23 protein-coding genes are annotated in these 22959 nt (G+C 74.8%); 13 read left to right on the forward strand and 10 right to left on the reverse strand.

All coding sequences use genetic code 11. The annotated features are described in order from the left end of the window. Positions 1–42 precede the first annotated feature (42 nt). Positions 43–1494: an amidase gene (locus ACFV04_RS24320; RefSeq protein ID WP_380532148.1), complete on the reverse strand. Its 1452-nt coding sequence runs from the start codon at positions 1492–1494 to the stop codon at positions 43–45. Positions 1495–1721: 227 nt separating this feature from the next. On the opposite strand from ACFV04_RS24320, the gene ACFV04_RS24325 reads away from it, so the two are divergent. Both ACFV04_RS24325 and ACFV04_RS24330 read left to right on the forward strand, forming a co-directional pair. Further along, on the forward strand, positions 1722–2339 hold the full coding sequence (locus ACFV04_RS24325; protein WP_380532151.1) for a TetR/AcrR family transcriptional regulator: 618 nt from the start codon (positions 1722–1724) through the stop codon (positions 2337–2339). Next, a complete protein-coding gene (locus ACFV04_RS24330) occupies positions 2336–2632 on the forward strand; it encodes a hypothetical protein (protein ID WP_380345756.1) in 297 nt (98 codons plus the stop codon). The genes ACFV04_RS24325 and ACFV04_RS24330 overlap by 4 nt, the downstream gene beginning before the upstream one ends. 109 nt (positions 2633–2741) lie before the next feature. On the opposite strand, the gene ACFV04_RS24335 is transcribed toward ACFV04_RS24330, so the two are convergent. After that, a complete protein-coding gene (locus ACFV04_RS24335; protein ID WP_380532154.1) occupies positions 2742–3125 on the reverse strand; it encodes a hypothetical protein in 384 nt (127 codons plus the stop codon). 224 nt (positions 3126–3349) lie between these two features. Between ACFV04_RS24335 and ACFV04_RS24340 the strand changes: the two genes are divergently transcribed. Continuing rightward, on the forward strand, positions 3350–4051 hold the full coding sequence (locus ACFV04_RS24340) for an alpha/beta fold hydrolase (RefSeq protein ID WP_380345760.1): 702 nt from the start codon (positions 3350–3352) through the stop codon (positions 4049–4051). Positions 4052–4449: 398 nt separating this feature from the next. Then, positions 4450–5247, forward strand: coding sequence for a DUF1963 domain-containing protein (locus ACFV04_RS24345; RefSeq protein WP_380532157.1), 798 nt, complete (start codon positions 4450–4452; stop codon positions 5245–5247). A gap of 23 nt (positions 5248–5270) precedes the next feature. Here the strand turns inward: ACFV04_RS24345 and ACFV04_RS24350 are convergent, their stop codons facing one another. Further along, entirely contained in the window at positions 5271–5975 is a 705-nt protein-coding gene (locus ACFV04_RS24350; RefSeq protein ID WP_380532160.1) for a hypothetical protein, read from the reverse strand. 301 nt (positions 5976–6276) lie between these two features. Here ACFV04_RS24350 and ACFV04_RS24355 point away from each other — a divergent pair, with 301 nt between their 5' ends. The 3 genes from ACFV04_RS24355 (at position 6277) to ACFV04_RS24365 (ending at position 8141) form a co-directional block, all read left to right on the forward strand. After that, positions 6277–6759 (forward strand): hypothetical protein, encoded by a 483-nt coding sequence (locus ACFV04_RS24355; RefSeq protein ID WP_380532163.1) that lies wholly within the window; start codon positions 6277–6279, stop codon positions 6757–6759. Beyond that, positions 6756–7601: an RICIN domain-containing protein gene (locus ACFV04_RS24360; protein ID WP_380532166.1), complete on the forward strand. Its 846-nt coding sequence runs from the start codon at positions 6756–6758 to the stop codon at positions 7599–7601. Before ACFV04_RS24355 ends, ACFV04_RS24360 begins: the two co-directional genes overlap by 4 nt. Positions 7602–7676: 75 nt before the next feature. Continuing rightward, positions 7677–8141, forward strand: a complete 465-nt coding sequence (locus tag ACFV04_RS24365; RefSeq protein WP_380345770.1) for a hypothetical protein — start codon at positions 7677–7679, stop codon at positions 8139–8141. 293 nt (positions 8142–8434) lie between these two features. Here ACFV04_RS24365 and ACFV04_RS24370 read toward each other — a convergent pair whose 3' ends face one another. The 4 genes from ACFV04_RS24370 to ACFV04_RS24385 form a co-directional block, all read right to left on the reverse strand. Beyond that, positions 8435–8887 (reverse strand): hypothetical protein, encoded by a 453-nt coding sequence (locus ACFV04_RS24370; RefSeq protein WP_380532169.1) that lies wholly within the window; start codon positions 8885–8887, stop codon positions 8435–8437. Positions 8888–9040: 153 nt separating this feature from the next. Further along, positions 9041–9535 carry a telomere-protecting terminal protein Tpg gene (gene tpg, locus ACFV04_RS24375; protein WP_380532212.1) on the reverse strand — a complete coding sequence of 165 codons (495 nt, stop codon included), beginning with the start codon at positions 9533–9535 and terminating at the stop codon, positions 9041–9043. 142 nt (positions 9536–9677) lie between these two features. Beyond that, positions 9678–12236: a telomere-associated protein Tap gene (gene tap, locus ACFV04_RS24380; protein WP_380532172.1), complete on the reverse strand. Its 2559-nt coding sequence runs from the start codon at positions 12234–12236 to the stop codon at positions 9678–9680. A 24-nt stretch (positions 12237–12260) separates the two neighbouring features. After that, positions 12261–12617 (reverse strand): hypothetical protein, encoded by a 357-nt coding sequence (locus tag ACFV04_RS24385; RefSeq protein ID WP_380345777.1) that lies wholly within the window; start codon positions 12615–12617, stop codon positions 12261–12263. A 630-nt stretch (positions 12618–13247) separates the two neighbouring features. Here ACFV04_RS24385 and ACFV04_RS24390 point away from each other — a divergent pair. Further along, the gene (locus ACFV04_RS24390) at positions 13248–13892 is read left to right on the forward strand and encodes a dihydrofolate reductase family protein (RefSeq protein ID WP_380532175.1); all 645 of its coding nucleotides are present in this window, start codon (positions 13248–13250) and stop codon (positions 13890–13892) included. A gap of 73 nt (positions 13893–13965) precedes the next feature. Here ACFV04_RS24390 and ACFV04_RS24395 read toward each other — a convergent pair whose 3' ends face one another. After that, positions 13966–14505, reverse strand: coding sequence for an ArsR/SmtB family transcription factor (locus ACFV04_RS24395; RefSeq protein ID WP_380532177.1), 540 nt, complete (start codon positions 14503–14505; stop codon positions 13966–13968). Between the two features lie 91 nt (positions 14506–14596). On the opposite strand from ACFV04_RS24395, the gene ACFV04_RS24400 reads away from it, so the two are divergent. Together ACFV04_RS24400 and ACFV04_RS24405 are read left to right on the forward strand one after the other, a co-directional pair. Beyond that, complete coding sequence (locus ACFV04_RS24400; protein ID WP_380532180.1) at positions 14597–15598, forward strand: S41 family peptidase; 1002 nt, start codon at positions 14597–14599, stop codon at positions 15596–15598. Positions 15599–15733: 135 nt separating this feature from the next. Further along, the gene (locus ACFV04_RS24405) at positions 15734–16198 is read left to right on the forward strand and encodes a DUF5959 family protein (protein WP_380345784.1); all 465 of its coding nucleotides are present in this window, start codon (positions 15734–15736) and stop codon (positions 16196–16198) included. A 165-nt stretch (positions 16199–16363) separates the two neighbouring features. Here ACFV04_RS24405 and ACFV04_RS24410 read toward each other — a convergent pair whose 3' ends face one another. Further along, positions 16364–17113, reverse strand: a complete 750-nt coding sequence (locus ACFV04_RS24410; RefSeq protein ID WP_380532183.1) for a DUF4232 domain-containing protein — start codon at positions 17111–17113, stop codon at positions 16364–16366. 312 nt (positions 17114–17425) lie between these two features. Between ACFV04_RS24410 and ACFV04_RS24415 the strand changes: the two genes are divergently transcribed. The 3 genes from ACFV04_RS24415 (at position 17426) to ACFV04_RS24425 (ending at position 22386) form a co-directional block, all read left to right on the forward strand. Next, on the forward strand, positions 17426–17959 hold the full coding sequence (locus ACFV04_RS24415; RefSeq protein WP_360262288.1) for a pyridoxamine 5'-phosphate oxidase family protein: 534 nt from the start codon (positions 17426–17428) through the stop codon (positions 17957–17959). Between the two features lie 222 nt (positions 17960–18181). After that, positions 18182–19156, forward strand: a complete 975-nt coding sequence (locus ACFV04_RS24420; protein ID WP_380532186.1) for a helix-turn-helix transcriptional regulator — start codon at positions 18182–18184, stop codon at positions 19154–19156. Between the two features lie 155 nt (positions 19157–19311). Beyond that, positions 19312–22386, forward strand: coding sequence for a BTAD domain-containing putative transcriptional regulator (locus ACFV04_RS24425; RefSeq protein ID WP_380532188.1), 3075 nt, complete (start codon positions 19312–19314; stop codon positions 22384–22386). On the opposite strand, the gene ACFV04_RS24430 is transcribed toward ACFV04_RS24425, so the two are convergent. Continuing rightward, the gene (locus tag ACFV04_RS24430) at positions 22370–22834 is read right to left on the reverse strand and encodes a phage tail protein (RefSeq protein ID WP_380345792.1); all 465 of its coding nucleotides are present in this window, start codon (positions 22832–22834) and stop codon (positions 22370–22372) included. The genes ACFV04_RS24425 and ACFV04_RS24430 overlap by 17 nt on opposite strands. Positions 22835–22959 lie beyond the last annotated feature (125 nt).

Below are 22959 nucleotides of genomic sequence, written 5' to 3' on the forward strand. Positions count from 1 at the left end.
GACGGCGCCGGGCCCTCCGGCGGCGGGGCAGCGCGAGCGCGGTCAGCCGCGGTCGTGCCGGCCGGCCCACACGCTGGGGGTCCGCTGCGCCCAGGGGGCGGCCTGTTCCAGCTGCCCGGCGAGGCGGAAGAGGACGTCCTCCCGCCCGTACCCGGCGGCGAACTGGATGCCGACCGGCAGTCCGGTGGCGGGGTCGGTCTCCAGCGGAACGGACATGGCGGGGGTGCCCGCGACGTTGAACGGGGCGGTGAAGGGCGAGCGGTGGAAGACCTGGCGGAGCCAGCCGAGGCCGTCGGCCTCCTCGGCACCGTCGGCGTACGTGCCCAGGGGCACGGGCAGTTCGGGCAGGGTCGGGGTGAGCAGCAGGTCGTGGTCGGTGAAGTACCGGCCGAGCGCTCGGGCGACGCCGTTGCGCGTCGCGAGCGCGTGGACGAACTCGGCCCCGCTGACGCGCCGTCCGTAGGCGTAGGCGGCCAGTGCCTCGGGTTCGAGGGTGGTGGAGTCGACGGGCCGTCCGAAAGCCGCGGCGAAGCCGTCGATCCACGTCACCAGGTTGGTGGTCCACAGGCGCGCGTTGGCCAGGACGAAGTCCTCCCAGCTGACGCCGAGGTCGACCCGGACCTCCTCGACCCGGTGCCCGAGGGACTCGGCGAGCCGCGCGGAGCGGAGGGTGGCGTCGATGATCGTGCCGTCCACGGTCCGGCCGCCCCAGGGCCGGGTGAGGAGCCCGATCCTGAGGCTGCCCGGGGAGCGGGTGACCTCCTGCGCGTAGGGCCGTTCCGGCCGCCCGGCGGCGTAGGGGTCGCCGGCCTCGGGGCCGTGGACGAGGTCCAGCAGCGCGGCACTGTCGCGGACCGAACGGCTGAGGGCGCCGTGGACGGCGAGCCCGTTGAAGACCTCGTCCGCGTCGGGGCCCATGGAGATCCGGCCGCGGGTCGGCTTCAGCCCGAACAGGCCGTTGGCGGCGGCCGGGACGCGGATGGAACCGGCCGCGTCGGTGGCGTGGGCGAGCGGGACGATGCCGGCGGCGACGGCGGCTCCGGAGCCGCCGCTGGAGCCGCCGGGGCTCCGGGTCGGGTCCCAGGGGTTGCGGGTGGCGCCGTACAGGACGCCTTCCGTGGTGGTGCTGTAGGCGAACTCGGGGGTCGCCGTGCGTCCGAGCGTCACCAGCCCGGCGCAGCGGAAACGCGCCATGAGCGAGGAGTCGGACGTGGCGACGTTTCCGGCGGCGAGCCGGCTGCCCAGCTCGGTCCGCTGTCCGGCCATCGCGACGGCGAGGTCCTTGATCAGGAACGGCACGCCGGCCAGTGGTGTGCTGCCCGGGGCCGGCGCGTCCTGTGCGGGCCAGGTCTCGACGACGGCGTTGATCTGCGGGTTCACGGCCTCGGACGCCAGCCGGGCGGTGGAGGCGAGTTCCGCGGGCGTCACTTCGCCGCGGGCGACCAGTTCGGCCAGGCCGACGCCGTCGTGGGTCACGTACTCGGAGAGCTTCATCTTCGTCCGTTCGGGAGGTCGGGAGGTCGGGAGGCCGGGAGGCCGGGAGGCCGGGAGGCCGGGAGGCCGGGAGGCCGGGAGGCCGGGACGACCGGCACGGGCCGTCGATACCGAACGGTCTCGCATGAGACCGATCGGTATCGTTCGGGACTGGGCGGTACCGTAGCATTGCGAGCGGGCGGTGCGCCGCCCCACCGGACACACCCGACGGACCGATGGAGAGCGGGATGGTGAGCACCGAGAGAGCCGGCCGGCAGAGCCGGGTGGCCAAACTGCCGCCCCGGGAACGGATCCTCGACGCGGCGGAGGAACTCTTCTCACGCGAGGGGATCAAGGCGGTCGGCGTCCAGGCGATCGCCGACCGGGCCGAGACCACCAAAATGGCGCTGTACCGCCATTTCGCGACCAAGGACGCGCTGGTCGAGGAATGGCTCCGGATCGTCGCGGCCGACTACACCGCCGCCTTCGACCGGCTGGAGACCGCGCACCCCGACGACCCCCGGGCCCAGATCCTGGGAATGGCCCGCTTCATCGCCGGCGGCCTCCCCGCGATCTCCCACCGCGGCTGCCCGTTCATCAACTCCATCGCCGAACTGCCCGACCGCGACCACCCGGCGCGTCAGCTGATCGAAGCCCACAAGGCCGGCCAGGCACGCCGGCTCACCGACCAGTGCGCCCGCGCCCGACTGACCGACCCGGACGAGGCCGCCGCCGAGATCACCTTCCTCCTCGAAGGAGCCCAGGTGAGCGCCCAGAACGGCAGCATCGACCACGCGGGCGAGCGGCTGATGCGGATCGTCGAGGCCGTGCTCGACCGCCGCTCGGCCGCAGGCTCCGCGCCGTGACGGGAGTGACTGGCCTGACGGGCCTGACGGAGCACCGTGGTTCGCGAGTGGGGCACGACGGTCTGCGACTCCGGGCCGGCCGCACCCACCCCCTGCTCGCCGGGCACATGGAGATCGACGGATGCCGGACCCTGCACCCCGGCCGGGACCCGGGCGACCACTCCATGTGCCACCACGGCGAACGAACCTGGAACCAGGTCCACGCGGTCACCCTGGAACCGTGCGACACCACCACCCTGCTGCGCCGGACCATCCCCGCAGAAGCAGAGGAACCCGAACAGGCCGAAGCCTGACAACACCCCCGGACCGTGCAGCGCGACGGCGGGGCGGTCGCCACCCCACGCGGACGGCCCGGCCTCGCACCCGCCGGCCGGAACGCCCCGACGGGCGCCGGCCGGTCCTTCAGACCCTGTCGAGGGTCCCACCGAGGTAGCCGACGAGGTGGTCCGGGTGCAGGACGATGTCGACCAGGACGGCGACCGGCAGGACGAGGTGGATGTAGAGGGCTCCCGTCAGCACGCACCGCACCAGGCGAACTCCGGGGCGGGGCACGGACGCCGCGGCCCGCCGGTGGTGCGCGTTCCAGCGCCCGATCGCGAGGCCGAGACCGAGACCGACCAGCCCGCCGACCGCGACCAGGACCCCGAGCGCGGCCGCGACGCCGCGCAGGTCGCCCCTGAAGTGGGACAGCAGCCACAGGTCCAGCGCCAGGGTGAGTGCGCCGTACGAGCACGCCTGGACGAGGTCACTGTCCGCGGCCTGCGCCACCCGCCGCATCCACGGCATCCACCGATTCCCCCGCATACGTCCAGGATGTGGCTGATCCGGCCCGGACGGAACGGCCCTGACTGATCGTCACTCCATCGCAACCCCGGCCCGCACCGGCACCCCGACGTGCCGGGCCGGGCCACGGCGCGCCGGGACGACCGACGACGGAATGTCGGTGCCGCCCGATAGCGTCGGGGCGAGGTAGCGACAGGTGGGCGGCGACCCGCAGGAGGAGGACGACGATGGCGACCTTCACGCTCGTTCCCGGCGCCGACGGCCGGGCCTGGTTCTGGCACCGGCTGGTGCCCGAACTCCGCTCCCGGGGGCACGACGTGGTCACGATGGACCTGCCGGGCGACGATTCCGCGGGGCTGGAGGAGATCGCGCAAGCCGTCGTCTCGGCGGTGGAGCGGAGCGGCGGCCCCGCCGAGCCGCTGGTGCTGGTGGCGCAGTCACTCGCGGGCTTCTCGGCGCCGCTGGTGTGCGGGCGGCTGCCGGTGCCCGTCGCCGAGCTGGTGCTGCTCAACGCCATGGTCCCGGCGCCCGGAGAGACCGCCGGACAGTGGTGGGAGAACACCGGGCAGGCCGCGGCCCGGTCCGACCACGCGGCCGCCACCGGGCGCGGCCCCGACCCCGAGTTCGACCTGCGGACCGACTTCTTCCACGACGTCCCGGCCGAGGTGACGGAGGAGGCGCTCTCCGTCGGCGGCGCGCCGCCGCCCTCCGCGCTGTTCGCGCAGCCGTGGCCGCTCACGCACTGGCCCGAGGTGCCGACCCGGTTCCTCCAGGGGCGGGACGACCGCTTCTTCCCGCTGGAGTTCCAGCGCAGGATCGTCCGTGAACGGCTGGGTCTGGAGGTCGAGGAGATCCCCGGCGGTCACCTCGCCGCCCTCAGCCGCCCCCGGGAACTGGCGGACGCACTACTGCGCACGGAGCCCGCGTAGGCACCGGGCCGGCACCGGGCCGGCGCGGGGGCGGGCGCGGGGGCGGGCGCGGGGCTCCCCGCCCTGCCGGCCGGTGAGGTCCTGTTCGCAGGTCCGGCCACGTCCTGCTCCCCGGGTCCGGTCACGTCCCGGGTCCGGTCGAGGTGTTGCCGGGACCGAGCAGACGACCGGTGCGGATCGTGCCGTGCCCTGTCGGCGCGGGGCGGGCGGATCGCCGCCACCACCGCACGCACGTCGAACGGACCGCCCGCCCGGCCGCGCGGACCCCGTCCACGGAACGCCCCCGGACGACGCCCGGCACACCGGATCGCCCTCCCCGCCCCTGACCGCGCCTCAGCACACCCCCGCGAGGAGGGGGTGCACGCGGTGGCGCGCGCGGGGGTTGAGAGGATCGGGCCATGGAGTTCGACGATCCGGCCGCCATGCGCCGGCTGTGCATGGAGCGGCTCGGCCCGGAGGCCGGGCGGCAGTTCGCGGCGATGGCCCGACGCGGCTTCCGGCTGGTCGCGGCCTCGGAGGAGGCACCCGCCGCGGGCCGGTCACGGCTCGGCGGGGCCGCGCTGCTCGAACCGGGCACTCCCTGGCCGACGCTGGACGGTGTCCCGCTGTCCCTGCACGCCGTGCTCGACACCGATGCGCTGGTGACCTGGCTCGGAGAGCAACTGCCCGTCCGGCCCGGCCTGCTGAACTTCTTCTACCTCGACCCCGACGTGCCGTACGAGCAGTACAGCGAACTGGACTCCTACAGCCCCGACGCATGGCGGGTCATCCCCGCCGATCCCGCCCGGGCGCTCCCGACGACCGCCCCCGAGCCCGCCCACCGCTACCCGCCGCGGCCCGTCCACGCGGTCGAGGTGACGATGCTCCCGGACGGCTGGGACGTCCAGGACGACGACCTCGCCTACGACCGGGAGCGCCACTGGGGCGCGGCCGCGCTCGTCCTCGACGCCATGGACGACGTCGACGGGAACACCGCCGGCCACCACTGCGCCTTCGGCTGGCCGGACACCTCGTACACGATGGCGGTGACCACCCGCGACGACGACGGGCCCGCCGTCCACCTGCTCCAACTCGCCGAGGACACCGACCTCGGCTGGGGATGGGGCGACGCCGGAACGATGTACTTCACCATCCCCGCCGGCGCGTTCGCGGCAGGCGACTTCAGCCGGGCCCGGGCCGCCGGCCAGTGCTGCTGACACGGCCCGGGCGCCCTGCACTGTCAAGCAGGAGCTGACGGGGCCTGCGTCGGTCCGGTCCGTGGAGGGATCCAGCGTGTCGGTCGGCACAGGCTGACGTCCTGCGGGCACACCTGCGCCCGGGCGGACGGGGGCTTCGCGGGCGGGGCCGGCGCGTCGGACGCCGGGGAGACGTAGGAGTACTCGACGATCGTGAGCTCCCGGCCGTCGCCGAAGTCCACCGCCCGCTGGTGCGGCGCCCCGAAGACGTGGTCGTCGTCGCCCTTGATCACGACCTTCCCCGCGTCGCCGGGGAAGACGGTGAAGATCGCCCGCCCCGCGAGCCACATCGGGAACTGCCATCCCGCCATGTCGTCCAGCGAGACACCGAAGACGGCCCAGCCGCCGCCGTCGACGTTCCCGATCACGGCCAGACACGTCACGTCGTCGCCCCCCAGCCACACCAGGGCGGCGCTGGTGTGCCCGACCGCGTCGTCGAGCACGATCATGTTCGTCAGGGCGGGAGCCGGGCAGCCCTCCGGGATCATGTGATCCCCGGTCAGCGCGTCCACGATCCACCGCGCCGACGTCGGCGCCGACGCCGACAACACCACCCCGCCCCCGGCCGCTGCCGGCCGCACGGTGACGGTGGGCGCGGGCCGCGCCCAGTGGCCCCAGTCGACTACGTCACCACCGCCCTGCCCCGCGCAGGCCGCGGCCCCCAGGGCCAGCACCGCCACCGCTGCCACCGCACGTGCCGTCGTCCGCGTTCTTCGTGTCGTCCCCGTCGTCCCCGTGGTCCGTCTCACCGTGTCTCCCCGTGTCTCACCCGCGTCGCCCCGCGCCGCGTCTCCCTCGCATGGTTCCCGCCATGACGGTCAGGAAGCGTCCGCGAACGGCAACAGCACTGTGCCGAAGGCGACTTGACCGCAAATGGTCCTGCGAATCCCGGAACGGCCCGGGCATGGGCGCAGCCGACCCGGAATCCCGGGTGCACCCCGGCGGACGGGTGTCGCGACGGGACGGGCAGGGCTACCGTGGTGGCACGGCGTGGGACGACGAGGGGGGATCGTTGTGCTGGACGGGGCGATGGCCGCGCTGGCCGCGGCAGTGGGTTCGGGTGTCGTGCAGGCCGCCGGGACGGATGCCTGGCTGGCGTTCAGGAACCGGCTGGCCCGGCTGTTGAGCCGCGCCGACCGACAGCGGGAGAGCACCCAGCTGGAACGGCTGGACCGGACCGCGGCCGAACTGTCGGCGGCCGGGCCGGAGGGCGACGGGGGCGAGGAACGCGCCGGGGCGGAGCGCGCCAGGCACGGCGCGGCCTGGCGGGCCCGTGTCGAGGACCTCCTGGAGGAGTTGGATCCGGACGAGCGGGCCGCGGTCGCGGCGGAGCTCCGCGTGCTGCTCGACGAGGCCGCGGAGGCGTCGCGCTCCGGCGGCGGGGGCGTGTCGCGGAACCTGTTCCTCGGCCCGACGGCGGTCCAGAACGGCGACGGCAACGTCCAGGTGAACCGGTTCGGCTCCCGCCCGTGACCGGGAGCGGGCCCGCCGGGGGTGACGGTCCGCGCGGTGACGATCCCCGCGACGGCCGCCGCCGTGGGGACCACTTCCGCGGCCCCGCCGGGGGTGACGGTCCGCGCGGTGACGGTCCGCGCGACGGCCGCCGCCGTGGGGACCACTTCCGCGGCCCCGCCGGGGTGCAGCGCGGCAGCGGGAACCTCCAGATCAACTTCCACGAGCACCGCGCGGGCATCATCTCCGCCTGCGCGGTCGCCCTGGTGTGCGTGGCCACCGTGATCGCCGTCCGGGTGGGCAGCAGCCCGGGCACCGGCGCCGCCGGCCCGACCACCGGGAACCCGACGGCCGGGAGTCCCGCCACGGGCCCGGCGTCGGCCCCGGGCGCAGCACTTCCCGGCACCGCCGGTGCGGACCCGTCGGTGCTCACCGGGCGGCTGGTCAACGACGGCAGCGGGCTGTGCCTTCGGGCGCCCGGCACCGACGACGGCCTCGTGCCCGTGCAGGACGCCTGCACCGGCGACACCGACCGGACCTGGACACTGGCCCCGCAGAACGCCACCGCCCGCACTGCCCGCACTGTGCGCAACGCGTCCAGCGGCCGGTGCGTGACCGCGACCGGCCCGGACAACTTCGCCCCCACCCGCCAACTCGCCTGCACCGCGAACTCCGACGGGCAGCACTGGGAACTGCTGTGGGGAACGGGCGACCGGGCCGGGCACTTCATGCTGCGCGGCACCGGCAGCAGCCCGGGCGGCACCAAGTGCCTGGTGGTGCAGGGCGGCACGCCGGCCCGGCCCGCGGTGCAGGCGCCCTGCGGCGAGGAGTACGACGACCAGTGGTGGCACCTCACCACCTGAGGGCCATGAGGGCCTGCAGAGCCGTCCCGGACAAAGCAGGTGAGCTGCGGCGCGGGACTCGGTACGGTCCCGCGAGTGAAGCAGTTGAACCCGGTGTGCCATACCCACGGGCCCGGAATCGAGCCCGCCTCGCTGATCGGCCGTCGGCTGGTCCGCCTCGTCGCCTCCTGGCACGTGTACGAGGGCAGGAGGGACGACGTCCCGGTCGACCTCTGGCTGATCGACGATCACGAGGTGGCCACCCATGTCATGAGCGGAACGGACTGGTGCCTCGTCGTCGAGGCGTCCGAGCCGTACGAGGGCTACGACATGGGTGACTGGGGGCGGATCGACGTGCGGCCGACCAAGGAGGAGACCCCGTTCGCCCGCCACCTCGGGGAGACCGTCCTCGGCGCCTGGGAGGAGTGGGAGCCGATGACCGGCCGCATGGTGCTTGAGCTGGACTTCCCCTCGGGCGGCGTCCGCTGCGAGAGCTGGAGCGGTGATCTCCGCATCCGGGCCGTGGACCGCCCGGCGGGTCCGATCGTGCCGATGACCTGACCTCACCGGGACCGCTTCCCCTCCGGCGTCCGCGAGTTCCACGGGGACGTCCCCCGCGTCGAACCCGGTGACCTTCACCGTTCTCACGGGCCGCGGCCGGAGCTGGTTGATCGAGGACTGCGGGCAACGGTCAGGGGGCGGCCCGGACATGGAGGTGAGCCTGGTCGGCGTCGGCCGACGTGGTTCCGACGCTCGTGACCGGGTTCCGACCGATCAGTACGTCACGACTCGGCGTCGCTGGCCGTCACTTGTGCACCTCGGCCGGCCGCTTGAGCGTTGGTCGCGCCGGGCGGTCAGTAGCTCCAGCTGTAGAGGCCGCCCCCCGTGCGCACCGCAGACACCGCGAGCCGGGCCACCCCCTGCAGGACCGCCGGCAGGTCATCGTCGGTCATGTCGTCCCCGTCGGCGGACCTGAGTCGTGTGGTCCAGCGGCCTGCCAGCTCCTCCAGATCGGCGGCGCCGGCGTTGGCCAACGCCCGGGTCAGCCGCTGCGGCAGCGCGAACACCTCAATACCGTCGTTCACGGGGGTGGTGACCCATTCCGGCCATGACCACCCGAGAAGCCGCTCAAGTGGCGGAGCCTCGGCCGACGGCTCCTCGAAGTACATGTCCCACTCGGCGATGGCAGTGTCCGGCTCGATGAAACGGCAGGTCACAGACTCAAAGGCTCGTCCGGGTCCCTGCAGGCGCGTCGCAGCGGCACTCTCGTCGTCGGGAGCGAGGAAGAACACGATGTCGTGGGCCATCCCAGCATGATGGCAGCCGCCGGATCGGTGCTGGCGGCGGACATCTCGACGGGTCACGGCAGGCCGCACCCTCGGCCGGCCGAACCAGCCGCTCCCGGGCCGACTGAAGCGCTCGGTCCCGTCTCGGTCACGGCGCTGCCACCGGGCCCGGTGCTACAGCTCGACGTCCATCCAGGCGATGTCGTTGAGTTCGACGTCGAGGCCGGTGGCGCGGCGGCCGCCGTCCTTGAAGTAATGCTCGCCGAGGGCTTGGGCGAGGATCGCCTCCTGCTGGGCCCGGGGGGCGCCGGCGTCGCGGGCCGCGTAGAGGCGCTGGGCGACCGCGCCGGGCATCTTCTGGGTGATCATGCGTTCGCGCGGGTCGTCGGTGGAGCCGCCGGCGGCGCTGTAGCCGAAGGTCGCCTGGACCTGCAGCATGAAGCCGTTCCGCTCGGCGTCGCGGCGCACCCGCTGCCGCACCCGCGGCTGCCAGGCGGCCCGGACCGCCCGCTCGACCCTGGCCGCGTTGGCCTTCGTCATCGGGATGTCACCGGTCAGCTCGCCCTCGGCCACGGCCTTGAGGGCGTGCGCCCAGCGCTGCGCGGTGCGCACCGAGACGCCGGCGGCCTCGGCGAGGCGCCTGGTGTCGTTCCTGGCGACCTTGTCCAGGCAGGAAGCGCACCCGGGTGTTGAGGTGCACCGGGATGGGGCGGGTGCGCTCGGCGCGCTCCAGGCCCTCGTCGATCTCCCCCACGGGGCATCGTTCCTTCCTCGCCCCCGCCGGGGCGGACTCTCGTCATGGGGGCGGCGGTCACTCGTCGGCGGAGACGACCCCGCCGGCCTTGATGTGCCGGGCCGGGTTGGCGCCGTCGGCGATCAGTTCGGCGATCTCGGCCATCGGGCGGGAGCCCTCGAACTTCACCAGGCCGGGGCTGACGCCGAGGCGCAGCGCGGTGGTGAGGGTGCCGTCGGGGGTGGTGAGGACGTCCGGGGCGTCGGGGCCGGGGGAGGCGTAGACGGCGCAGTCGGAGAGGACGGCGATGGCGTGCAGCCCGGTGTCGGCGGCCGTCCTGCGGAGCTTGCGGTGGAGGTTGACGGTGGCGGTGTCGATGACCAGGGCGCGCATCAGCGGGTCCCAGGTGGGGCGTTCCAGGGCGGGCCAGCGCTCGCCGGGCTTGTAGCCGTGGCCGCGGGGGCGCTCACGCAGCTTGCCGATGGTGCCCTTGGCGGTGGCCTTGATGGCGGTGAGCACGGCGAGTTCGGCCGGGTCGCCGGTGGCCTTGACGGCGGCCATGGCGTCGAGGAACGCGAACGGGTCGGTGTCGGCCAGGTCGAGCGGGACGCCGAGGGCAGCCATCGTGTCGACGTAGGCCCGACGCAGGTGCTTGTGCCACGGATCGAGGTACGGGCCGTGTTCGTGGCGCAGCCAGCCTTCCGACGGGCGGACCGGGCCGCCGAGTTCGAGGGCGTAGGCGACCTTGACGGTGGTGTACCAGGCGGGGCCGGTCGGCCGGGAGCCGTCCGGGGTGAAGGGGCTGGGGAGCAGCGGGTCGGTGTCGATGTGGGAGAGGTCGACCAGCCAGGAGCCGGGGATCTTCTTGTCGAAGGCGGGGTCGCGTTCGTGTACGGGTTCGGACAGCGGCAGGGTGAGGCGGCCGGCGGCGGCGAGGAACGCCATGTTGACGTCGAGGCCGACCGCGTACGGCGCCGCCGCCTCGCGGTCGGTGAGCGGGCGGTGCCAGTCCCATGCCTCGGTCACCAGTTCCCCGCCGGGCTCCCGGCCCTGGGCGAGCGGGTGCACGTCCGGCACCTCCGGTGGCGCCGGGTCGAACGCCCTCGTGCGGGAGCCCTCGACCGGCCCGGAGGTCCAGCCGCCCTCGGTGCGCACCGCGCGGGTGGGCGGGCGCAGCGCGGTGACCAGTTCCAGTCCGGAGACGGCGGTGGAGCCGCGCGGGGTGAGGACGCGGGTAGCGTAGGTGCCGAGGAGGCGGGCCAGGTCCGGGGCGTCGAGGCCGTCGGGGAGCTGCCAGCCGCCGGAGGTGAGGGCGCCCCAGGCGGGGACGCACAGCTGCACGCACTGGCGGCGGCCGTCCTCGGGGGTGCGGTAGATCCGCGCCCACGGGCCGAGGCCGCGCTGGGTCAGCAGCCAGCCGGCCTTCTCGATCTGCTTGACGGCCTTGTGGGTCTTCGGGAGCCGGCCGAGGCGCGGCACGTACTCCTTCTTCTCGTCGCGCCCCAGCGGGGGCAGGCCGAGTTCGGCGAGCGCGGCGTCGGTGAGGACCACCAGGGCGTCGCCGTCCTTGCCGTGGCGGTGCAGGCGGGGCGAGCCGAGCCCGGTCTCCAGCGCCCACTCCACGACGTCGGCGAGGGTGCGCCCGGCCGGGGCGGTGGCGGCCTCGCCGCCGTCGGCGAGGTAGGCGACCAAGGCCTTCCCGGACGGGGCGACGTCGAGCACGGCGAGCGGGCCGGCGGGGAACCGCGCGGCCGCGGCGGCCTCCCAGTCGGACGGGGCGTCGGTCCTGGCCGGAGCCTTCGACGCCGCCGGCGAGGCCTTGCGCGCCCGCGACGGCGTGGCACCCGGGCGCGAGGGGGCCGCGCGGCGCGGCGCGGCTGCGGGGGCAGCGGACGGGGTGGCCTGGCGGGGCGCAGCGACTGAAGCGACCGAAGCGACCGGCCTTGCGGGAACCCCTGACGCGGCCGGGGACTCGGCCGGGGCTGGAGCCGGGGTTGGCGCTGCAGCTGGGGCCGGAGCCGGGTCCGGGGGCGCCGGAGCGGCGGGCTCGGCGACCGGGACGGCACCGGGACGGCAGAACCCGCCCAGGTGCATCGGGTGTCCTTGCGCCCGGTAGACCGAGGGCTGCCCGCACTGCACGCACGGCGCCGCCGGCGCCATCACCAGCGACCCGTCCGGGTGCTGGTCCAGCATCGGCATCGGCATCGGCATCGGCATCGGCATCGGCATCGGCGCCGGCATCGGCGCTGTCGCCGAGGACGGGGACAGGGACAGGGACGAGGACGGGGACGGCATCGACTCCGGGAACGGGTCCGCCGCCGCGGCCGGCGCCCGTGGGGCCTCCGCGGGTTCCGCCGCCTCGGCCGGTGCCGCCGGGGTGAGCCGGGCGGTGATGCCCTCCAGCAGCTTCGCGTACGCGGCCCGCCCCTCGCCCTGCGGGTCGCGCTGTCCGCTCTCCCACGCGGTGAAGGTGCCGACGCTGATGCCGAGGGCCTTCGCGGTCTCGGTCTTGCTCAGCCCGTACTCGGTGCGCAGCCGTGCCCGTTCGGCCGGTGCGGGCAGCGGCACCGGGCGGCGGGGCCCGGTGCCGAGCAGGGCGTCGATCGCCTCGAAGCCGTTCGGGGGGGTTGCGGTCATGTCCCTTCCCTCCGTCATCCGCCGTCAGGCCGCGCGGTACTGGCCGCGCTGGACCCGTACGACGCGTCCGGCCTTCAGCAGGGCGTCGATGTACACCGAGGCGCCGTTGCTGTTGGTCTTCCTGCCCGCGGCGGTCATGGCGCGGGCGATCTCGCCGAGCGTCAGCGGCCTGGTCGACGCCTGGAGGATCTTCACCATGGCCTCCGCCTTGGTCAGGTCCCGGATCTCGTCCCCCTGGACGAGCGGTGCCTCGGTCAGCTTGCGCAGCGCCTCGCGCTGGGCCTTGAGGCCCTCGATCCGCACGCCGAGGAGGTCTCGCTCCCGCTCGGCCTCGCGGAGCTCCTTGTCGACCCGTTCCAGGTCTTCGCCGTAGGACGCCATGAGAGGAGATTAGCAAAGACACGTTCTGCCTTAGAGAATTCTCTCTAGTCGAGTCTCATGAAGTCTCGGGGCTACGCCGCCCGTCCTCGTCACCCCGGCTGCTCCTCGCCACCCCGGCTGCCGGGTCGGAACCGCGCGGTTGCCGGTCGGGAACGACGGTGAGGCGCCGCTGGAGCCGTCCGTGGAGCCGTGGGCGGATCGGTACCGGATCCTGCCGGGGCAGACCTGCGTCGTCGTCACCCACTCGCCCGCGGAGGACGGTTCCTGGCCGGGGACGCAGCGTGGGGACACGGCGTGGGGACGCAGCGTGGGGACGAGCCCTTCCAGGTCGACCACCGGCGGGATTCGGTGACGGTGTGGGCCCACGGCCGTTGCGTCCACCTCGGTGACACGGCGGGCCGTGCGATCGACGCGGCCGACTGGGAGTGTCCTGCCCGGAGTTCGGATTCCTGAAGGCGGTGCCCGAGGGGTGGGCGATCACCTGCCGGCCGGTTCCACGGCGCGGGTCGGATGGTCGTCGTGTTCGGCCCGATGCGGCCCGATGCGGCCCGACAGCGTCGTGGCGTCGGGCTCGGGGGCCGTCGCGGGTCTATCTCTTGTCGGAGACGACCGACGCAAGGGAGCGGAGCCATGGGCCTCATCGACATCGAGCTGTTCACCACCCTCGACCTGGTCGGGCAGGCGCCCGGCGGCCCCGACGAGGATCCGGTCGGGTTCCCGTTCGGCGGCTGGCAGGCGCCGTTGCTGGACGAGGCCACCGGGGCGCGGATCGTCGCCGCGTACGAGGGCACGGACGCCCTTCTGCTCGGTCGGCGGACGTACGACATCTTCGCCGCGTACTGGCCGCACCAGGAGGGTGGACAGGACGGCGGGTTCGCCGAGCTGTTCAACCGGATCCCGAAGTACGTGGCCTCCCGCGGCACGCCCGAGCTGCCGTGGGCCGGGTCCGCCCTGCTCGGCCCGGACCTGGCGGCCGCGGTGCGGGAGGTCCGGGACCGGCACGAGCACGTGAAGGTCGTCGGCAGCCTGAACCTGGTGCAGACCCTCCTGCGGGAGAGGCTGTTCGACCGGCTCGACCTGTGGGTGCACCCGATCGTGCTGGGCGTCGGGAAGAAGGTGTTCGAGGACGGCGCGGTGCCCACGAACGTCACGCTCCTCCAGCCCCCGACGGCCGGCCCCAAGGGCACGGTGTTCCTGCGCTACGGGCTCGCCGAGGGCACGCCCGCGACCGGCGACATGAGCGCGCCCGACCGCGGCCTCGGGCAGGACGGCTGAACCTGCCCGCACCCGGCGGGTCACGGCTCTGACGGCCGGCCGCGCCCGGGGCAGCCGGCCGCGCCCGGGGCGGTCAGCTGCCTCCGCCTGCCTGTCCGGCTCGCCCGGCCTGTTCGGCCTGTTCGTAGAGCGCGACCAGCACGCCGTGGACCGGCTCGCCGTCCGGGGCTTCGGCGGCCTCGTCCACCAGGGCTTGGAGGGCGGCGCCGAGGCGTGCGGCCTGGTCGGCGGTCAGGCGTAGGTGCCGGAGCAGCAGCAGCGGTTCCTGCGGGGCCTTGACGCATTCCTCGGCGACCGCCCCGAGCAGGGCGGTGGTCGGCCCGGCTTCCCGTCCGGCGGCCGTGATCCGCCGGGCGGTGCGCCGGTAGAGGTGTTCGCTGCCGCCGCGCACCTTCCTGGTCTCCACGATGCGGACGACGCCGGCGTCCTGCAGCACCTTGAGGTGGTGGGCCACCGTGCCCTTGCGGCTGTCCAGGGCCTCCGCCAGCTGGGCGACGGTGGCGGGTTGCCCGCCGAGGGCGAGCAGCAGTCGTTGGCGCAGCGGGTGGGAGAGCGCCTTGTACTGCTGCGGGCTCTCGATGGTGAGGTCCTGGTCCTGGGTCCGGTCGTCCATGCGTAAAGCGTCCAACTTTCTTGACGCTTTCGCAAGGCCCGTGCTCTACTCGTCCCCGACCTGACCGATCGGCACCAGCGGGGGACGGCACATGACGCAGCTTCAGCCGGACGAGATCACCGGGATCGTCGCGGGAGTGAGCCGGCTCACGACCGAGCGCTACGTCTTCCCCGACATCGGCGAGCGGATCGCCGAGGTCCTCGACGAGGCACTCGCCCGGGGCCGCTACCACCGGGCCGAGGACCCCGAGACGCTCGGACGGCTGGTCACCGAGGACCTCTGGTCGATCAACGGCGACGGCCACCTGCGGCTGAAGTTCCACCCGGACCCGATCCCGTCGGAGCAGGAGGACGGCGCCGTCCTCGCCGAGCTGGCGCGGGCCGCCGACCTCTCGCTCGGCGGCGTCCCGCGGATCGAACGGCTGGAGGGCGGCGTCGCCCTGCTGGAACTCGCGCCGATCCTCTTCCCGCTCGACATGACCGGCGGGTCACTGAACGCCGCGCTCACCCTGGTCGCCCGGGCCGAGGCGCTGATCCTCGACCTGCGCGCCTGCGTCGGCGGCCACCCGTACACGACCGCCCACGTCTGCGGCCACTTCTTCGACGAGCCGACGCACCTCACCACCCTCCACGACCGCGAGGAGGGCACCGAACAGCAGTTCTGGAGCCCCGCGCTGGTGCCCGGCCCGCGGTTCGGCGGCAGCAAGCCGCTCTACGTGCTGATCAGCAAGGCCACCTTCTCGGGCGGCGAGGCGCTCGCGTACGACCTCCAGCAGCGCGGCCGTGCCGTGGTGGTCGGCGAGGCGTCCGGCGGCGGCGCCAACCCCCGGCGGGGCTTCACGCTCCACCCGCACCTGGAGGCCACCATCCCGACCGCCCGCTCGGTGAACCCGGTGTCGGGCACCAACTGGGAGGGCACCGGCGTCATCCCGGACACCGAGACGGACCCGGCCCGCGCCCACGAGGTGGCCCACCGGGCGGCCTTGGCCGACGTGGCCCGGCTCGGCGGCGACACCCCGTCGGCCGAGGAGGCCCGACGGGCCCTGCGCGGCCGGGCGCAGACCCCTCCCGCGCCGTCGGACACCCGGCTCTGACCCCCGACTCCCTGCGGACCAAAGGCAGCAGACCGGGGGCAGCAGACCGGGGGCAGCGGATCGGGGCGCCGGTTCCGGTCGGACGGCGATGCGAGAGGATGCCCGCCGGACCGACACGAGAGAGCGAGGCCGACGGTGTCCGATGCGGACGCGGTGGACCTGATCCACCTGGAGGACGCGGACGGCGACCACTGCACCGTGCGCGTCACCGGCCCCTTCCGGCCGAATGGGCCGACCGGCCACGAGGTCCTCAGGGCCGAGGTGCTGGCGCACACCGACTTCCTCGACGCCCGACTGGAGTTCCACCTCGACCGGCGGGACCTCGACGCCTGGCAGGACGCGCTCGACGGCCTCGCCGCCGGCAGGGGCGCGGTCATCGGCGGGGACCGCGGGCTGAGCATGGCCCTCCAGCCGCAGGAGGACCGCTCGCTGGCCGTGACGATCGACGATCCCGACCGGCTCACCACGATGCTGTGGATCCTGCCCCCGGAGGACTGGGCGGACGACCACCGCGACCGGCTGGAAAGGCTCCGGCGGACCTGGCCGGGCAACGTCCCGGGGCGGGCCACCGTGACCGGCGAAGGCCACCGCGGCGGGTGAGTAACCGCAGCCGGTGAGGAACCGCGGCGGGTGAGGAACCGCGGCGGGTGAGGGCCGCCGTGACCGATGAAAGCCGCCGCGGCCGGTGAGCGGCGCGCGGCTCGGAACCGGTGAGCGGCGCGCGGCCCGGGAGCGCTGGGCCGCGCCGCTCGACCACGGTCGGGGCTACTTGCCGGCGGACGCCTCGGAGGTGACCGCCTCGGCCACGGTGGGGCGGTAGACGCCCATCTGCGGGTTCAGGACGTGGGCGCCGCTGGGCAGGGGGAAGTTCTTGGTGCCCGCGAGGGGCATGCCCTCGTCGTCGACCAGCACGTTGAACTCGTCGATGCCCGGGGTGGTGCCGGTGGTGGCGCCGCTCGGGTCGAGGTCGAGCACCACGTAGGCCTTCTGGCCCGCCGCGACCGGGTACCGCAGGGTGCCGCTGGCGAGGATCGGCTTGAGGTTGTTGCTCCGGTCCCGGGCGGTGGAGCTGCCCAGGTCGACCCCCGGGGTCGCGCTGAGGCTGCAGGCACTCGCACCGGTGTTGTGCACCTCGATCACCCACTGGCTCGGCGCCCCGGAGCGGGCCGTCGCCTGGACCGTGAGGTTCTCGATGTCGCACGGGCGGGCGTCGGTGCCGCCGCCACCACCCGCGCCACCGGGCCGGGTGCCGCCGGACGGGCTCGCGGCGGGCGGTGCCGACGCGGCCTTCGTGGCAGTGTGCGAGGCACCTCCGGTGGCCGGCGCACTCGGCGCGGGAGCACCGGAGGCCGGGCCGCCCGCCGTCGAGGGCGCGACGGTTGCCGCAGTGGTCGCGGAGGGCTTCGAGCCGCCGGCCGTGTCGGTGTTGTCGGGCCCGCAGGCGGTCAGCGCGAGCCCCGCCCCGACGACGAGGACGACGGAGGCGAGCAGCGGGCGACGGTTGCGGACGAACATGGTGGCTCCCCGGTGACGGTTCGTACTGACGTGCTCGGACAGTCCAAAGGACGCCCGCCCGACGGCATTTGGCTGCACGCGTGGCGTCACAGTCGTCAGGACATGACAGGGATGGGACTGTGACATTCGATCGGGTGCGACACGGTTGACACGGCGCGCCCCGGGATTGCGGAATTGTCCGTTCCACGACAGGGCGTGGACGACGCCGCGGGAAAAAGACGACAGGAGGTGTCGGGTTTCCCGGGGACGGTGGGGTGCCGGTCGCGTCGTGGTGACGCCGGCCGGGACGACGCACAGACAAGGACGACCCCCATGCGCGAAACACCCGCCGAGCTCCACCGCCTCCAAGTCCTCCTCGACACCTCGCTCTCCCGCTCCACGGCGCACCTGCGGTCGATCATCAGCAGCGAGCGCACCCTCACCGCCGGCCGGCTCACCGGCGTGCTCACCGGCATGTGCACCCTCGCGCTGTCCACCGTGACGGCGAAGGGCGAGCCGCGGGTCAGCGGCGTGGACGGCCACTTCCTGCACGGGACGTGGCACTTCGGCACCGCGCGCGACGCCGCGAAGGCCCGGCACCTCGCCGCCCGGCCGGCCGTCAGCGCCGCGCACCTGCGCGGGGAGGACCTGGGCGTGTTCACCCACGGCACCGTCGAGGTGCTCAACCCCCACCACGGCCGGCCGGCCCCCGACTGGCCGGACCTGCTCGCGTACTTCCGGGACTTCTACGGCGACGACGCCTTCGACTGGGACGACGGCGTGGTCTTCTACCGGCTGCATCCGCACTGGATGGCCGCGTTCGCCCCCGACCCCGCCGCGCTCGGCGGGACGGCGGACGGGGCATGACCGCGCCCGCACCGGGCGGGCCCGTGCCGGTCCGGCTCGCACGGGCCGAACGGGCACGATGCCGAGGCGTCCGCCGCCACCACGACCGGGACCGACGGACGCCTCGGCCCGCTCCCCCCGCGGCACTGAGCCCATGGCGAGAATGGGGGCGAGCGGGTACTGCCGGCGTCATCCGTGCAGCAGTCGCGGCAGGTACGGCAGGCGACGGGACGGAGGGGCGACGTGCGGGCGAGCCGGGCCATCGCGCTGCTGTTGCTCCTCCAGGCCCGGCGGACGATGACCGCCACGGAACTCGCCGCCGAGCTGGAGGTCTCCGAACGCACCGTGCAGCGGGACGTCGCCGCGCTGATCGAGGCTGGCCTGCCGGTGTACTCCGAACGCGGCCGCGGCGGCGGCTACCGGCTCGTCGACGGCTACCGCACCCGCCTCACCGGTCTCGAACGCGCCGAAGCCGAAGTCCTGCACCTGGCCGGACTCCCGGGCCCGCTACGCGACATGGGCCTGGCCGGGCACGCCCTCGCCGCCCGGCTGAAGGTCGCCGCCGCCCTGGGCGACGCCCCCGCGGCCGCCACCCGGCGCTTCCACCTCGACGCACCGGCCTGGTTCCGCGACGCCGAGCCCCCGCCGCTGCTCGCCGAGGTGTCGCGCGCCGTCTGGGAGGACCGCATCCTCCGTGCCCGTTACGCGGCGCGCGCCGGCACCCGGGAGCGGCGGCTGGAGCCGTACGGCCTGGTCCTGAAGGCCGGGCAGTGGTACGTGGCGGCGCGCGGCCCGTCCGGCCGGGTCGGCTCGTACCGCGTCGACCGCTTCGAGACGGCCGAGGCCGGCGACGAACGGTTCGAACGCGACCCGGAGTTCGACCTCGCCGGCTACTGGGCCGCGGCGGCACGGGAGTTCGCCCGCTCGGTGCTGCGGGAGCGGGCGGTGGTCCGGCTCAGCCCGCTCGCCGTGGCGAACCTCGCCGTGCTGCTGGAACCGACCGCCGCCTCCGACGCCCTGGCCACCGCGGGCCCCCCGGACACCGACGGCTGGGTCACCGTGACCCTGCCGGTCGAGAGCTGGGACATCGGCTACCTCGAACTCCTCCGCCTCGGCCCGGAGGCCGAGGTCCTGCAGCCGCCTGAACTCCGGGCTCGTCTGACCGAGGCGACCCGCCGCGCCGCCGCCCTCTACGCTGACCGACCGTCCCGATCCTGACCGGCCGGCACCCGGACGCACAGGCGGGCGCACAGCCGGGCACACAGGCGGTGCCCTCCCCGGACGGGCCCGCACCGGACCTACTCGTCGGTAAACTTCCCGGCGGTCCGTTCGGCCCTCCGGACGACGACGGGACACCACGGGGGACACGCCACATGGAGATACGACTGCTCGGCCCGGTCGAGGTGGGACCGGACGCCGGGACGGACGGCCGCGGAGGCCCCGGGCCGCACGCCGCACCCGTCCGGCACGTGGGCGGGGCGCAGCGCCGTGCCGTCCTCGCCCTGCTCGCCCTGGAGTCCAACCGCACCGTCCCGGTCGGGCAGCTGGCCGAACTGCTGTGGGCCGACCGCCCGCCCGTCCGGGCGAGGGCCGCGCTACAGGGGCACATCGCCGCTCTCCGACGGTTGCTGGACGGTTCGGAGTTCGCCATCGCCACCCGCACCTGCGGCTACCGGCTCACCGGGCACACCGAGGCCGTGGACGTCGGGCAGGCCGAAGCCCTGGCCGCACGCGCCACCGGCACCGAGGACGACGCCACGGCCGCCGCGCTCCTCGAACGGGCCCTGCGGCTGTGGCGCGGCACCGCCCTCACCGGCCTGCCCGCCACCCCGCTCGGCACCGACCTCGCCGCGCGGCTCGACGACACCCGCACCGGGCTGCTCACCGCCTGGGCCGGACGGCTGCTGCGCCTCGGGCGCGGGCACGCGGCCGTTCCCGCGCTGGAGCAGTGCGTGCGCGCGGACGGGCTGCGCGAGCCCACCGCGGCCCTGCTGGTCCGCTGCCTGCTGCAGAGCGGGCGCGCCGAGGACGCCCGGCACGCCTACCGACAGGCGGTCGCCCGCCTCGACGAGGCGCTCGGCCTCGCGGCGGGGCCGGAGCTCCGGGCCGCTTTGGCCGAGGTACCGACGGCCGACGGCCGTGGCAGGGGCGGGGGCGGGGGCGATGGTGACGGCAACCCGTCCGCCCCGGCGGTCGACCCACTCCCCGTCACCCCCTTCCCCAGCGCTCCCTTCCCCGTCACCCCCTTCCCCAGCGCTCCCTTCCCCGTCACCCCCTTCCCCGGCGCTCCGGAGGGCTTCGTCGGCCGGGCCGCCGAGACGCAGTGGCTCGACCGCCGCTGCGGCACCGGCGCGAACGACGGTGGGATCGCCGCGGTGGTCGGGCCCGCCGGGGTCGGCAAGAGCGCGACCGTGCTGCACTGGGCCCATCGCGTCACGGCGGACCTCCCCGACGGCGGCCTGTTCCCCGACGGCCGGCTCTTCGCCGACCTGCGCGGCTTCGACCCGGCGGGCCCGGCCGACCCGGCGCAGGTCCTCGGCCGCTTCCTGACCGCCCTCGGCCTGCCCGAGCAGGCCGTCCCGGAGGGGCTCACGGCCCGCGCCGCCCTGTTCCGCGAGCGGACCCGGCACCGCCGACTGCTGGTGGTCCTCGACAACGCCCGCACGGCGGCCGACGTCGCCGAGCTGCGGCCCTCCGGTGCCGGGTGTCTGACCGTCGTCACCAGCCGCAACAGCCTGGAGGAGCTGGTCGTCACGGACGGCGCCTTCCTGCTCCGGATCGACGCGCTGCCCGCCGCGGACGCGCTCCGCCTGCTGGAGCACCGCCTGACGGCCGAACGGGTGGCGGCCGAGCCGGCCGCGGCCGCCCGGCTCGTCGACCTGTGCGACCGTCTCCCGCTCGCCCTGCAGCTCGCCACCGCTCGTCTCGCCGCCCGCCCGGGCTGGCAACTGTCCTCCCTGGTCGCCGAGTTGTCGGACGAGCAGGCCCGGCTGGGCGCCCTCGGGGCCGTCCGGGGAGCACTGAGCGTACGGGCCGTGCTCTCCCACACCTGCCGTCTGCTGCCCACGCCCGCCCGTCGCCTCCTCGCCCTGCTGACGGCGCATCCCGGGACCACCGTCGACGTGTACGCGGCCGCCGCCCTCCTCGCCGCCGACACCCGAACCACCGACACCGGTGCCGCCGACACCCGAACCACCGACACCCGAACCACCGACACCCGAAGCACGCACACCGGTGCCGCCGACACCCGGAGCGCCCGGCAGGCGCTCGGCGCCCTCGCCGCGCACCACCTGCTCACCGAGCCCTCGCCCGGCCGGTACGGCCGCCACGACCTCGTCCGAGCCTACGGGGCCGAGCTCTTCGCCCGGCTGCCCGCCGACCTCCGGAGCACCGCCTTCGCCCGGCTCGCCGACTACGAACTCGCCGCCGGCGGCCACGCGGTCCGCCGCACCAACCCGCACCACCGGCCGTACCTGCCGCCCGGGGCCGAGGCGTACGCGCTCCCGCCCCTGCCCGACACCCGCGCCACGCTCGACTGGTGCCGCGCCGAGGAGCCCGTGCTGCGCGACCTCGTCACCACCGCCACCGCCCGGGGCGACCACGAACGCGCCTGGCGGCTGGCCAAGGTGACCGCGATCCTGTACTACGGCGCGGACCGGGTCGCCGACCGGCTCTCCTGTCTGCGGGCCGGCCTGCACGCCGCCCGGCTCGACGGCGGCCGGGAGGGCCTGGCCGCCATGGAGGCCGCCACCTCCTGCGCGCTCGGTTCCGCCGGCTACGTCACCGAGGCGCTGCCGCTCGCCGTCCGGGCCGCCGACCGCACCACCCCCGAGGACGGCGACCTCCACATCCACGCGCTCTCGGTCCGTGCGTCGATGACCGCCCTGTCCGGGGACCCGGCCGGGGCGGACCGGATCGCCACCGCCGCCCTGGCCCTCATCCGGCGCACCGGGCTGCGGGAGCACGCCGCCACGGTCCTCAGCAACGCCGCCGCCATCAAGCTCACCCTCGGCGACCCGGCCGCCGCCCTCGCCCACGCCCGGCAGACCCACGCGCTGCTCCCGGGCCGGCCCGGCGCCAACGCCGCCATCTGGGCCCTGGTCAGCGAGGCCCTGGCCCACCAGGCCCTCGGCTCCGCGCAGAGCGCCGAGTTCGCCTGGCGCGACGCCCTGCAGCGCTGCCGCTCGACCGGCAACGTCCGCCTGCACGCCCTGGTCCACCAGCGGTTCGCCGACTTCCTCACGACGGACGGCCGCCCCGCCCGGGCCGCCGACCACCTCCGCGCCGCCGCCGAGCTCTACGCGGCGCACGGCGACGCCCCCCGCGCGGAGCAGCTCGACCGCGGCCTCACCGTGCCCTCCGGCGGCGGCCACGGGCAACGGCCCGGCCCGTCGTCCCCGGCCGGGCCCCAGTACCCGTTGACCCCGGGGCTCAGTACTCGTTCTTGATGACGAAGTACGACCCGCGGATGGTGCCGGCGAGCTTCGACTTCTGCCGTGCGAACTTGAACCGCTCGGCGAGCTCCTCCGGGACCTCCATGCCGTCCGAGAGCTTGAACCCGACCGCCCGCTTCTTGGGGTCGTCGACGGTGTACATCACGTTGACCGACAGACCGCTCTCGTAGAAGACGTAGGCCATCCGGATGTTCTCCACCTGGAAGGACGTGGCCTCCAGCGGCCGGGACTCGATGACGATCTCGCGTTCCTCCCGGAGGATCCGGTGCACCCAGTCGACGACGTCCCCGGCGTCGCCCGCCGGTTCCACCGTGAACACGTGGTCGTACTTGTTCTTGAAGTAGCGGGCCTCGTTCGCCCGCAGACCGGCGAGCGCGTCCGCGACCGGCGAGGACTCCAGACCGACGGTCGACACGGTGACGAAATCCACGGCATAGGTCATGGCAGGAATGGTCCCACCTCCGGCCCCCGCCCGCCGTGCGTCGCGGATGCGGCCGGCGTTCCGCGCCGACGCTCGAACAGCGCCTGCAGCGGCTTCTCACCCGGACACGTGCGGGCCTTCGTCGA

Origin of the sequence: Kitasatospora sp. NPDC059599, assembly GCF_042735125.1 — a bacterium.
Classification (GTDB): Bacteria; Actinomycetota; Actinomycetes; order Streptomycetales; family Streptomycetaceae; genus Kitasatospora.